The organism is Aquabacterium sp. G14 (assembly GCF_037482285.1).
Lineage (GTDB): Bacteria > Pseudomonadota > Gammaproteobacteria > Burkholderiales > Burkholderiaceae_C > Aquabacterium.
Genome location: NZ_JBBEYB010000004.1, coordinates 182657 through 195132 on the forward strand (window position 1 = coordinate 182657; position 12476 = coordinate 195132).

Genomic DNA, 12476 nt, shown 5'->3' on the forward strand with positions numbered 1-12476 from the left:
GTAGTGGGTCGTGTCTTGGTTCGGGGAGCGGGCGCAAGGGGGAGCCCCTACAATTTCCCTCTTGTTCCGACCTTTGGCCACCCTCTCATGACCCAACGCGTTCTCACCGGCATCACCACCACGGGTACCCCTCACCTGGGCAACTACGTCGGCGCCATCCGGCCGGCCATTGCGGCCAGCCGCGAGCCGGGGGTCGAGAGCTTCTTCTTCCTGGCCGACTACCACGCGCTCATCAAGTGCGACGACCCGGCTCGCATCGCCCGTTCGCGTCTGGAAATCGCCGCCACCTGGCTGGCCGCGGGCCTGGACACCGAGCGCGTGACCTTCTACGCCCAGAGCGACATCCCCGAGATCACCGAGCTGAACTGGCTGCTGACCTGCGTGACCGCCAAGGGCCAGATGAACCGCGCTCACGCCTACAAGGCGTCGGTGGACGCCAACGTGGCCAAGGACGAGGACCCGGACGCCAACATCACCATGGGTCTGTACTGCTACCCCATCCTGATGGCGGCCGACATCCTGATGTTCAACGCTCACCGCGTGCCCGTGGGCCGTGACCAGATCCAGCACATCGAGATGGCGCGCGACGTGGCAATGCGCTTCAACCACCTCTACGGCGGTGGCAAGGATCTGTTTGTGCTGCCCGAGGCCGAGATCGAAGACGCCGTGGCGACCCTGCCAGGTCTGGACGGCCGCAAGATGAGCAAGAGCTACGACAACACCGTGCCCTTGTTCGAAGGTGGCCCGAAGGCGCTGCAGCAGGCCATTGCCCGCGTGGTGACCGATTCCAAATTGCCCGGCGAGCCCAAGGACCCGGAAGGCGCCCACCTCGTCACCCTGTTTGACGCCTTTGCCGACGCCGCTCAGCGCGAGACCTTCCGCGCCGACCTGCGTGCCGGCCTAGCCTGGGGCGAGGCCAAGCAGCGTCTGGTTGACCTGATCGAAGCCCACGTGGGCCCGATGCGCGCCCGCTATGCCGAACTGGTGGCCCATCCGGAGCAGATCGAGTCGGTGCTGCAAGCCGGTGCCGACAAGGCCCGTGCACGCGCCACGCCGTTCCTCAAAGAGTTGCGCCACGCCGTCGGTCTGCGCCGCATGGTGGCCTCGGCAGCCGTCGAGGCCAAGGCTGGCCCCGCGCACAAGGCCGAGTTGGCCGTGTTCAAGCAATATCGTGAAGCCGATGGCCAGTTCTACTTCAAGCTGACCACCGCCCACGGCGACCTGCTGTTGCAAAGCCAGGCCTTTGCCGAAGGCCGCGTGGCGGGGGCCTGGGTCAAGCGCTTCAAGACCGAAGGGGCAGCGCCCTTGGCCGAAGCGCCCGTGAGCCTGGCCGAAGGCGTCAGCCGCGAAGCCGTCGAAGCGGCCCTGGCGGCGCTGCAGGCCCACGAGGCCGCAGAGCAGGCTGCCAAGGCGAGCAAGGCGGCCCAGGCCTGAAGCCGGGGCGACCACGCTCCCTTACTGATTTCTGGACCCTCTGCTGAACGCTGTCGTCATGCCCGGCATCCACCGCACCGACATCGAGGCTGCGCTGCAATGGTGGCGCAGTCGCGAAGCGCCGCTTGGCGGGTGGACACCGCACGATGCCGTGACTCAGTTGAGCGCCTTGCTGGCACTGCTGGACCGTCATCAGGAGGTGGAGTGCGACGAGGCCAGCATGCCTGCGCACTTCCGCGGCCCGTGGCTGGCCTGGTACGACAGCCTGCCCGACACCCCCTGCATCGCCATCTGCTCGACCAGTCAGGGTGACGCCCTGTGCAAGGGCTGCGGCCGCACCTTTGCCGAGGTGCAGCACTGGCCCGAGATGAGCCCGGCCGAGAAGCGCGCCACCTGGCGCCGCATCACCGCCGAAGGCACGGCCTGGCGCTTCAACCGCTACGCCGAGCGCGCCCAGGAGCGGGCCAAGCCGCAACCCTGACCCGCACTGCGGCGCTTCAATCCACCGACTTCGGCAGCTTGAACGGCGGGATCGGCTTCAAAGGGCCGCTGAAAGATTCCTGGGCGGGCTGGCCCGGCAACGGCGGAAACTCGATGGTCTGCTCGGGCACCTGCGTGTCCGGCAGATGGTCCAGCAAATGACGGATCAGGGTCAAACGGCCCAGGCGCTGGTCGTTGAAATCCACCAGCGTCCACGGTGCGTGCGGGGTGTGGGTCGCAGCCAGCATGCGGTCACGGGCGCGGCCATAGTCTTCGTACTTCTCGCGCGCCACCAGGTCGATCGGTGACAGCTTCCAGCGCTTGAGCGGGTCTTCGCGGCGCTCGGCAAAGCGTTCTTCCTGCTGGGCCTGGTCCACCGTGAGCCAGTACTTGAACAGCAGGATGCCATCATCGACCAGCAACTGCTCGAACACCGGTGCCTGCTTGAAAAAGCGTTCCGTGTCCTGCGGTTTGCAAAAGCCCATCACGGTTTCGACGCCGGGGCGGTTGTACCAGCTGCGGTCGAACAGGGTGATCTGACCGGCGGTGGGCAGGTGGGGCACATAGCGCTGGAAGTACCACTGTCCCTGTTCGTCTTCCGATGGTTTGCTCAGCGCCACCACATGGCACTGGCGTGGGCTGAGGCAGTCCGCTATCGCATTGATGGCGCCGCCCTTGCCGGCCGTGTCGCGCCCTTCAAAGATCACGACCAGGCGTTTGCCGTGGTGGGCCAGCCAGCGCGCCATGCCGTTGAGCTCGATCTGCAGCGGCTCCAGCAAGGCCTCGTAATCCTTCTTGCTCAAACCACTCGCGGCCTTGCGGTTCTTGCCAGCCGTGTCGTTGCCTTTGCCACCGGTCTGGCTGCCGCCTTTGGCTTTGTTCTTGCCGTTGTCTTTGCCGTTGCCCATGGTAGTCGCGAGTGCAGGTGAACAGGCTTTCCTTATATCGTGCAGAGCCTCATCTGACCAGCGGCCCCGTAGAATCGAGGGATGAACGCCCCGACCGACGACACCACATCCGCCAAGCCCAGCAACTTCCTGCGCGCCATCATCGATCGCGATCTGGAGCAGGGCACCTACGCCAGCCGTCGCTGGGCCGGCACCCCGGGCGATGCCGCCCACCACGCCGCCGGCGAGCCCGATCCGGCCAAGATCCGCACCCGTTTCCCGCCCGAGCCCAATGGCTACCTGCACATCGGCCACGCCAAGAGCATCTGCCTGAACTTCGGGCTGGCGCGTGACTATGGCGGCGTCTGCCACCTGCGCTTTGACGACACCAATCCCGAGAAGGAAGAGACCGAATACGTCAACGCCATCATCGATGCGGTGAAGTGGCTGGGTTTCGAGTGGACGTCGAACTTCAACGGCCAGGCACAAGAGCACCTGTACTACGCCAGCAACTACTTCGACTTCATGTACCGCGCCGCCGAGTACCTGATCGAAGCCGGTCTGGCCTATGTGGACGAGCAGACGCCCGAAGAGATGCGCGCCAACCGCGGCGACTTCGCCACGCCCGGCAAGGACAGCCCCTTCCGCAGCCGCACGCCGGCCGAGAACCTGGCGCGCTTCCGGGAGATGCGCGACGGTCAGCATGCCGACGGCAGCATGGTCTTGCGCGCCAAGATCGACATGGCCTCGCCCAACATCAACCTGCGCGACCCGGCCATCTACCGCATCCGCCGTGCGACCCACCACAACACGGGCGACAAGTGGTGCATCTACCCGATGTACACCTTCGCGCACCCCATCGAGGACGCGCTCGAGCAGATCACCCACTCCATCTGCACGCTCGAATTCGAAGACCAGCGCCCGTTCTACGACTGGTTGCTAGCTCGTCTGGCCGAAGGCGGCCTGCTGCAGCAACCCACACCGCACCAGTACGAGTTCGCCCGCCTGAACCTCACCTACGTCATCACCAGCAAGCGCAAACTCAAGCAACTGGTGGACGAGGGCACCGTGAGCGGCTGGGATGACCCGCGCATGCCGACCATCGTGGGTCTGCGCCGTCGCGGCTACACGCCCGAGGCGCTGCAGCTGTTTGCCGAGCGCATCGGCGTGACCAAGTCCGACAGCTGGATCGACTACAGCACGCTGGACATCGCGCTGCGTGACGACCTGGAGAACAAGGCGCACCGTGGCATGGTCGTGCTCGACCCGGTCAAGCTGACCCTGAGCAACTGGGACGAGGTGATGGGTGCCGGTCACCTGGAGCCTTGCACCTTGCCCGCGCTGCCGCACCCGCCCGAAGGCCAGGCAGCGCCGCCCCGTCACTTCACGATCGGCAAGGAAGTCTGGATTGAGCGCGAGGACTTTGAAGAGGTGCCGCCCAAGGGCTACAAGCGCTTGTTCCCCGGCAACAAGGTGCGACTGAAGGGCGGCTACGTCATCGAGTGCACTGGCTGCGTCAAGGACGCTGACGGCCGCGTCACCGAGGTACTGGCCACCCTGGTGCCCGACACCAAGAGCGGCACCCCGGGCGCCGACTCGGTCAAGGTCAAGGCCGCCATCACCTGGGTGGGCGTGGCCGATGGGGTCGCTGCCGAAGTGCGCATCTACGACCGCCTGTTCACCGATCCGCAACCCGACGCCGGTGGCAAGGACTTCCTGGCCGCCCTGAACCCGGACAGCAAGAAGGTGGTCACGGCCTATGTCGAGCCTTCGCTGGCTGCGGCGCTGCCCGATCAGAAGTTCCAGTTCGAGCGCTTCGGCTATTTCGTGGCCGATCGCCTGGACCACCAGCCCGGCAAGCCCGTGTTCAACAAGATCACGGGCCTGAAGGACGGCAACTGGGCCAAGTGATCACAGTTTGACACCATTCAAAGGGGCTTCGGCCCCTTTTTGCATCATGAACAAAACAGGCAAGGTGATCCGCTGGGAGGCAGGCCGGGGCTTCGGTTTCATCGAAGGCACGGCTGACACGCAAGATGTGTTCTTCCATGTGAAGGACGTGCAGCGAGGTTGGACGCCGCAGGTGGGGCAGGTTGTGCGCTATGAGCTGGTCCATGTGGGCGGCAAGGGGCCGCGTGCGGTGGCCGTGCAGGGGCTTGCGCCCCGCTCGACAGGGCGGGTGCCTGCTTCCAACCATGCGCCCATGCGTGGCCGTGCGCGCGCGGCGTCCCCTGCGTCCGCACCACGCGACCCCTGGCTGAGGCCGATCCTGTGGGCCGCGCTGTTGTGGGCTGCCGTGCTGGGCTGGGCCAGCGCGACCCAGCGTTTGCCGGCCTGGGTCGTTCCGGCCTGGTTGGGGCTCAATGTCTGGACCTTTGTCGTGTATTGGCGCGACAAATGGGCGGCGCAGCGCGGCCAATGGCGCACCCCGGAGAACAGCCTGCACCTGTGGAGCTTGCTGGGTGGTTGGCCCGGGGCGCGGATCGCCCAGCAGATCCTGCGTCACAAATCACGCAAGGAGGCGTTTCAGACCACCTATTGGGCCACGCTGGTGGTTCACGTGGTGGCGGTGGGTGGCCTGCTGTTCGGCCAAGCTCAGGGCCTGTTGCCCTGATCACGTACCCGGGGCTGGCTCGGCCGGCATCGGCCGTCCTTGCGCCAGCTCCTGCGCCCTGAGATCGCTCAGCCGTGCACGATCCGCGTCGGAGGCACCCGGGCCGGCAACCACCGCAACGTCCCGCGGGCGCAGAGGCTGGTCGGTGACGGCTGAGCGCGCGGTCAGGGGCGCGATCGGCATGCCGGTGGCGCGCTCCACTAACTGGATGGGTGGTCCTCCCGGTGCGGCTGCATGCCTGTCACCCCATTGGGCCAGGGCCACGATGACCGGGTGCAGATCGCGGCCCTTGTCCGTCAGGCGGTAGGCCAGGGCCTTGCCGCTCTGGCTGGTGGCCGTCACCTGCAGGATGCCGCCCTCGACCAGCCGACTCAGGCGCTGGCTCAGCACATTGGGCGCGATGCCCAGGCGCGCTTCGAACTCGCCAAAACGCTGGCAGCCCAGGAAGGCTTCCCGAACGATCAGCAAGGTCCACCACTCGCCGATCAGGTCGAGCGCGCGGGCAATCGAGCAGTTCATGTCGGCAAAGGAGGTGCGACGCATGGATTCGATTCTACTTGCTTGATGCAAGTTGGTGGTGTTAATCTCTGATCTACTTCTTTGATGCAAGTAGATGAGGTGTGCCATGTCCGAAGTCGCGTTGTTCATCCATTCCACGGCCACGGGGCCATTCATGTGGCGCCCCTTGTTGGTGGACCTGCCCGAGGGCATCACGCCGCTGACGCCGGTGAACCGGGGCTACACCCCGCAGGACCTGCTGCCGCGCGGCTCGGCCTTCTCGGTGCACGATGAAGTGGCCCACCTGAAGGCCCAGATTCAGCCGGGCACCACCGGCATTCACCTGGGCGGGCATTCGTATGGCGGCTTTGCGGCCTTGACGCTGGCGCGGGAATGCGGCCTGCCCGTGCGTTCCTTGTGGCTGTACGAGCCCGTGCTGTTCGGGGCCTTGCGTCAAGAGCCCGAGCGGCTGAGCGCCGAAGCGGCCGCACAGGTCGCCGAGCTGTACGGGGCCAACTCGATGCTGGACGAGACCGAGGGGGGCACGGAGGCCTGGATCGAGCGTTTCATCGACTACTGGAATCACCCTGGCATGTGGGCCAGCATGCCTGAAAAGGCGAAGGCCATGACCCGTCCCGTGGCCTGGAAGATGTTCCGCGAGGTGTGCAGTGTCTCGACCGAGCCGCAGGCTTTCTCTCACTACCAGTTGGATGTACCCATGACCCTGGTGCGCGGTGCACACACCACGCCGCCTGCGCACGACATGGTGAGCCGGCTGGCCGAGGTCAATCCGCACGCCGTGGTCGAGACCGTTGTGGGCTTGGGGCACATGGGGCTGTTGGCAGACCCCGCTGCGGTTCAGCCCAGCCTGGCACGCCACTGGGCCCGTGCCTGCGCCTGATGCGCTCAGGTGCCACCCCGTGCATGGGGTGACGGACGATCGCGCTGGGCGACAATGCTCGGCATGCCCCCGCCGAAGCCTGCCCTGTCACCTGATCGCCTGTCGGCCCGCGTGCGACTGAAGCGCGCCTTGCTGGTCGGGGCAGGACTGCTCTCGCTGTTGCTGGGTGTGCTGGGCGCCGTGCTGCCGGGCCTGCCCACCACCCCCTTTGTCTTGTTGGCCGCGGCGTGTTTTGCCAAGGCCTCGCCCCGCTTGCATCGGTGGCTGGTGCAGCACCGCTGGCTGGGCCCGATGGTGCGCGATTGGGAGGCGAACCACAGTTTGCCGCTGCGCATCAAGTGGCTGGCGTCAGGGATGATGGCCTTGATGGTGGGCGTGTCGGCCTGGCAGTTGGCCGAGCGGCCTGTGGTGCAGGCGGCCGTGCTGATGGCGGGCTTGGTTGGTTGCATCGTGGTGTGGCGCATCCCGACACGACCTGTCCGACAGCCTTGAGCACTGCGGGTCTTCCAGCAGGGGTGTATCCCCCATTTGGGTGGGGTGTGAGGGAAAAACCGGCCGAGCGGGGTTGAGAATGGCCTGACACTGCACGTCAGATTCCTCGGTCTCAGCATGCCTCCTTTGACGTTCTCGGAAGGTTTCGCGATTGCCGCCGGTTTGGTGCAGTTGTTCGTTGCCGCAGTGTTCTTGCGCTTTCGTCACGGTCGCCCGGAATGGGGCCTGGGCTGGTGGGGTGCGACCTACCTCGCTGCGGGGGTGATGAACACAGGCGCCCCCGTGCTGTTGGCCGCCATGCATTCGCCGCTGGGCGATGGGCTTAAACTGGTGACCATGGTGTTGGGCATCTCTGCGATGGGGGCGCTGGTCGCGGGCGGTCGCCTGTACACCGGGCATCCGCGCCCTGGCCCCTGGGTCTCTTTCGCCGTGACCTGGTTGTTGTACATCGGATTGATTGCGGCCCGCCCCTTGTGGCCGGGTCATGAGAACCTCATGGCCAATGCGCTGACGGCCGCCATCTTTGCCTACCTGGGCTACCTCAGCATCGGTGCGATGCGGCGTGAGCCCGGTGCCGGTCACGGCATTGCCGCCGCGATGTTGGGGCTGTACATCCCGATGGTGGCCGGGGCAGCAGCCCTGGGGTTGAACCAGGTGGAGATGCGGTACTGGTCGGCCGTTCCGTTTGCCCTGGCCGGTTTGGGCGTGATGTCGGGCACCATGGGGCGCATGCGGGCGCATCTGCGTGACCTCAACGAGTCGCTGGAGCAGCGTGTGCTGGAGCGCACGCGCGAGTTGCGCGACATCATCGCCTCCCTGGAGTCGTTCAACAGCATGGTGTCCCATGACCTGCGGGGGCCTTTGGGCGGCATGTCCGGTCTGTCTGCGGTGGCCTTGTCTGCGTTGGCAGAGGGCGATGTTCCCCGTGCGCAGCGCTTGTTCGAGGCCGTTCAGAAGCAGTCTGCCAATTTGTCCGATCTGGTGTCGGACCTGCTGGCATTGGCGCGGGTTTCTCACGTCGAGTTGCGCCGTCAGACCGTGGCGTTGGAGTCCCTGGTCGAGGAGTCGGTTCAGCAGTTGGAGTTGTCGCACGGTGAAGGCCATGCCCGCCCAGTGCAAGTGGCCCCGTTGCCGGTGGTGCAGGGGGACAAGGCTTTGTTGCGTCAGGCCTTGATCAACTTGCTGGGCAACGCCTTGAAGTTTTCTCGTCGCTCGGCACAACCGCAGGTGCGGGTGTGGGCCGAGACCCATGATGGGGGCGTGAAGGTGACTGTGCAGGACAACGGTGTCGGCTTTGATGCGGCACGCCGTGCAGATTTGTTCGCACCGTTCAAGCGTTTGCATGAAGACCGCGACTTCGAGGGCACGGGACTGGGTCTGACGCTGGTGCAGCGCATTGTGGAGCGACATGGTGGCCGGGTCGGGGCCGAAAGCCAGGTAGGCCAGGGTGCCACGTTCTGGTTCTGGCTGCCGGCTACCGAATCGGCCATCTGACGGACGGCACCCCGCGGCGCCACGGTCTGTACGCGCGCGGCGGTGATTTGAGGTTGTCAGGGCACCTCGGCGTACCCTGACATGGTTGGGCGCTTCAGGCTTCCTCGTTCGACGCGCTGGCCTTGCGCGCACGCGAGGCGGCCTTCTTGGCAGGCGCGCGTCGGGCCTTTTTGGCTGCAGGTGCTGCCTTGGGGGGGGCTGCGGTGTCAGGGGCTTCGGCACGTGCGGCAGATGCATCGGTTACCACCGGTGCTGGCTCAGGCGCCGCGGCGCTCGGGGCTTCGGCTGTGGCCGCATCAGCTTTGCTGCGACGCGTCGTCGTGCCGCCACGTCCACCACGACTGCGACGACGTGCCTCTCCCGTTTCTGTGGCGCTGGGCGCTTGTTCGGGCGTGCTCAAGGCCGGTTCTGCTGCTTGATGGGCCTCCTGAGCCGGTGCCGATGAGGAGGCCGCAGGCGTCGCAGCCTGAGGGGTCTCCTGGGCCGGTGTCGGTGCAGGTGCCGACTCGCGTGATGCGTTCCGTGCGCCGTCCACCGCTTCGCCGCGTTCACGGTCCCGGTCACGGCCGCGTCCCCGACGGCGTCCGCGGCCTTCACCCTCACGCGTGCCGGTGCGGCTGGCTTCGCCGCGCGGCTCGCGCTCCGCGACGATGGACTCTTGTGCGGGGGCGCTGCCCTCATCGCTGGTGTCGGTGGACGCCACCAACTCGGCATGGCCGTTCTCTGCCAGATCCTCGGCGAGGGCTTCGGGGCTCACGGCCTCGGGCAAGGCGACCAAGCCGGTGCCGCGGAACACGAAGGCGCTCGACTTCTCATCGCGACCAAACTCCAGCAGGCCGCGGGCCTTGGCCTCTTCCAGCAGATTGCCGAAGGTGCGGAAGCCGTAGTAGTTCTCGTTGAAACCCGGGTTGCGGCGCTTGATGGCCTCCTTGAGCACCGAGGCCCAGATCTTGCCGCCTTCGTCGCGGTCGGTGACCAGGGCTTCGTAGGTTTCCAGCGCCATTTCCACCGCCTTGGTGCGGCGGGCGTCGAGCTCGGCGCGGCGGCGTTGCTCTTCCTCGGGCGTGCGCTTGACGGCGGGCTGGTTGTTACGCGTGTTGCGACGTGCGTCCACGCGGGCGCTCTCACGCACCAGGTCGTCGTAGAAGATGAACTCGTCGCAGTTGGCCGTCAGCAGGTCGGAGGTGGACTGCTTGACGCCCACGCCGATCACGTACTTGGCGTTCTCGCGCAGCTTGGACACCAGCGGCGAGAAGTCCGAGTCACCGGAGATGATGACGAAGGTGTTGACGTGCGACTTGGTGTAGCAGAGGTCGAGTGCGTCCACCACCAGGCGGATGTCGGCCGAGTTCTTGCCGGACTGGCGCACGTGCGGGATCTCGATCAGCTCGAAGTTGGCCTCGTGCATGGCGGCCTTGAAGCCCTTGTAGCGCTCCCAGTCGCAATAGGCTTTCTTGACGACGATGCTGCCCTTGAGCAGCAGGCGCTCGAGCACGCGCTTGATGTCGAACTTGTCGTAGTTGGCATCGCGCACGCCGAGGGCGACGTTCTCGAAGTCGCAAAACAGCGCCATGCTGATGTGTTCAGGGGTGGAAGCCATGAAGGTCCTTGTGTGGGTGGATCAGGAGGTGAGCCTCTGGCAGATCGCCAATGGAGGCCTCACTCCTCGTCGTCGGTTTCGTTGGATGTGTCGGCGGGCGCAGCGGTGGCCGGGCCCTTCTTCTTTTTCTGCAGGCGTGCGGCCTTCTTGCGTTGCCGTTCGGCTTCGAGCACCTGGCCCTCGGCCCACCACACCTCGAATTCCTCGGGGGTTTCCAGCGTGATACGGCCCGTGATCGAACTGCGGAAGTCGTTGAGCACGATCTCGGCGGCTTTGGTCAGGTTGACGCGGCCGCCGCTCATGACGGCACCGCGCTTGCGCCCGATGAGTTCCAGCAGCACATCGTCGTGCATGCCGGGAATGGCGCTGGCGTCGTCGAGCTTGTAGCGCGCGGCCAGCAGGTCAGGATAAGGGCCTTTGAGGCTGCGCAGCAACTCCAGCGCCACCTCTTCCTCATCGTAGGCGTTGCGGCCCACGGCGCCGCTGGCGGCCAGGTGGTAGCCGCTGCGCTCGACCGTGATCTTGGGCCACAGCATGCCGGGCGTATCGAACAGATAGAAGTCGCTGGCGAGGTTGATGCGCTGCTCGATGCGGGTCACGCCGGCTTCGTCGCCGGTCTTGGCGGCCTTCTTGCCCACCAGGGTGTTCATCAGCGTGGACTTGCCCACGTTGGGAATGCCGCAGATCAGCACGCGCAAGGGCTTGTCCATGCCGCCGCGGTTGGGGGCCAGTTCACGGCAGGCCTTGATCAGGCGCTGGGCCGGGGCGGTGTCGCTCGCGTCCAGCGAGATGGCGCGCGTCTCGGGCTGGGCGTTGTACCAGGCCAGCCAGGCTTCGGTGCGCACCGGGTCGGCCAGGTCCTGCTTGTTGAGCACCTTGAGCTTGCGGCGGCTACCGGTGAGTTCGGCCAGCATGGGGTTCGCGCTGGAGCCGGGCAGACGGGCGTCGAGCAACTCGATCACCACGTCGATGTCCTTCATGCGCTCGGTGATGGCTTTCTTGGTCACGTTCATGTGACCGGGGAACCATTGGATGGCCATCGGTGTGGGGCTTTCTGCTTGTGTTCTTGTTGTGGTGCGAGGGCGCTTCAGGCGGCGAGCCGATCAAGCGCGGGCGGTGTGGGCAGGTGGGCCTGCATCCAGGCCGTCATCAGCCGCGAATCGGTGACCGTGCGCAGGGCCTGGTAAGCGCTTTCCGCTTCAGGATAACGCCGCCGCAGGTAATTGAGCCATTGTTTCATGCGCCCGGTGCGTGCGCGCGGCTCGATGCGCGTTTGCACCAGCTCCCAGAAGTGCCACAGCACCGGTTGCAGCCTCTCCCAGGTGGGGGCGGCCGCATCGGGCATGAGACCCTGATCGGCCAGGATGGCCAGTGCCAGACCGGGGTCGGCGACGATGCCGCGGCCCAGCATCAGGTCGGTGCAGCCCGAGACTTCGATGCAGCGGCGCGCATCGGCCACGGTCCAGATCTCGCCATTGGCGACCACCGGGATGCCCACGCAGGCCTTCACATCGGCGATGCGCTCCCAATAGGCGGGGGGGCGGTAGCCGTCGGCCTTGGTACGGGCGTGCACGACCAGCTCGTCGGCCCCGGCTTCGGCAATCGCGCGGGCGCAGTCTTCGGCCTGGGCATCGTCGTGAAAGCCCAGGCGCATCTTGGCAGATACCGCCATGCTGCTGGGCACGGCACGGCGCACCTCGCGCACGATGCGGTGCACCAGGTCGGGCTCTTGCAGCAGCGCGGCCCCGCCGCCGTGGCGGTTCACCACCTTGGCTGGGCAGCCGAAATTCAGGTCGATGCCGGCCGGGCCCAGGGTGGCAAGAAAGGCCGCGTTGTCGGCCAGGCAGATCGGGTCGGAGCCCAGCAGTTGCGCGCGCACCGGCACACCTGCCGCCGTGCGGCTGCCCTGGCGCAACTCGGGGATGACGCGCACATAGGCCCGCTCGGGCAGTACGGCATCGGTCACGCGGATGAACTCGGAGACGCAGCGGCTCAGCCCGCCCACCCGGGTCAGGGCATCACGCAGTGTGAAATCGAGCAGGCCCTCCATGGGCGCGAGCAACAGGGCCATGCCGA

At 66.3% G+C, this 12476-nt stretch carries 12 protein-coding genes; 7 read left to right on the plus strand and 5 right to left on the minus strand.

What is annotated here, in order from left to right:
* The first annotated feature begins 87 nt into the window (after window positions 1–87).
* Window positions 88–1434: a tryptophan--tRNA ligase gene (locus WIT60_RS06715; protein WP_339583160.1), complete on the plus strand. Its 1347-nt coding sequence runs from the start codon at window positions 88–90 to the stop codon at window positions 1432–1434.
* Between the two features lie 58 nt (window positions 1435–1492).
* Complete coding sequence (locus WIT60_RS06720; RefSeq protein ID WP_339583161.1) at window positions 1493–1915, plus strand: DUF1289 domain-containing protein; 423 nt, start codon at window positions 1493–1495, stop codon at window positions 1913–1915.
* A 16-nt stretch (window positions 1916–1931) separates the two neighbouring features.
* Here the strand turns inward: WIT60_RS06720 and ppk2 are convergent, their stop codons facing one another.
* Complete coding sequence (ppk2, locus tag WIT60_RS06725) at window positions 1932–2822, minus strand: polyphosphate kinase 2 (protein ID WP_339583162.1); 891 nt, start codon at window positions 2820–2822, stop codon at window positions 1932–1934.
* An 81-nt stretch (window positions 2823–2903) separates the two neighbouring features.
* Between ppk2 and WIT60_RS06730 the strand changes: the two genes are divergently transcribed.
* Window positions 2904–4712 carry a glutamine--tRNA ligase/YqeY domain fusion protein gene (locus WIT60_RS06730; RefSeq protein WP_339583163.1) on the plus strand — a complete coding sequence of 603 codons (1809 nt, stop codon included), beginning with the start codon at window positions 2904–2906 and terminating at the stop codon, window positions 4710–4712.
* Between the two features lie 46 nt (window positions 4713–4758).
* Complete coding sequence (locus WIT60_RS06735) at window positions 4759–5415, plus strand: DUF1294 domain-containing protein (protein WP_339583164.1); 657 nt, start codon at window positions 4759–4761, stop codon at window positions 5413–5415.
* On the opposite strand, the gene WIT60_RS06740 is transcribed toward WIT60_RS06735, so the two are convergent.
* Entirely contained in the window at window positions 5416–5958 is a 543-nt protein-coding gene (locus tag WIT60_RS06740) for a winged helix-turn-helix transcriptional regulator (protein WP_339583165.1), read from the minus strand.
* Between the two features lie 82 nt (window positions 5959–6040).
* On the opposite strand from WIT60_RS06740, the gene WIT60_RS06745 reads away from it, so the two are divergent.
* The 3 genes from WIT60_RS06745 (at window position 6041) to WIT60_RS06755 (ending at window position 8800) form a co-directional block, all read left to right on the plus strand.
* Window positions 6041–6814: an alpha/beta fold hydrolase gene (locus WIT60_RS06745; protein WP_339583166.1), complete on the plus strand. Its 774-nt coding sequence runs from the start codon at window positions 6041–6043 to the stop codon at window positions 6812–6814.
* Between the two features lie 63 nt (window positions 6815–6877).
* Complete coding sequence (locus WIT60_RS06750) at window positions 6878–7306, plus strand: YbaN family protein (protein ID WP_339583167.1); 429 nt, start codon at window positions 6878–6880, stop codon at window positions 7304–7306.
* A 117-nt stretch (window positions 7307–7423) separates the two neighbouring features.
* On the plus strand, window positions 7424–8800 hold the full coding sequence (locus WIT60_RS06755; RefSeq protein WP_339583168.1) for a sensor histidine kinase: 1377 nt from the start codon (window positions 7424–7426) through the stop codon (window positions 8798–8800).
* A 94-nt stretch (window positions 8801–8894) separates the two neighbouring features.
* On the opposite strand, the gene WIT60_RS06760 is transcribed toward WIT60_RS06755, so the two are convergent.
* From WIT60_RS06760 to WIT60_RS06770, 3 genes are read right to left on the minus strand one after another with little or no spacing between them, the layout of a single operon-like run.
* Window positions 8895–10400, minus strand: a complete 1506-nt coding sequence (locus WIT60_RS06760) for an NYN domain-containing protein (protein WP_339583169.1) — start codon at window positions 10398–10400, stop codon at window positions 8895–8897.
* Window positions 10401–10459: 59 nt separating this feature from the next.
* Window positions 10460–11440 carry a ribosome biogenesis GTPase YlqF gene (ylqF, locus tag WIT60_RS06765; protein WP_339583170.1) on the minus strand — a complete coding sequence of 327 codons (981 nt, stop codon included), beginning with the start codon at window positions 11438–11440 and terminating at the stop codon, window positions 10460–10462.
* Between the two features lie 47 nt (window positions 11441–11487).
* Entirely contained in the window at window positions 11488–12471 is a 984-nt protein-coding gene (locus WIT60_RS06770) for a tRNA dihydrouridine synthase (protein ID WP_339583171.1), read from the minus strand.
* Window positions 12472–12476: the final 5 nt, after the last annotated feature.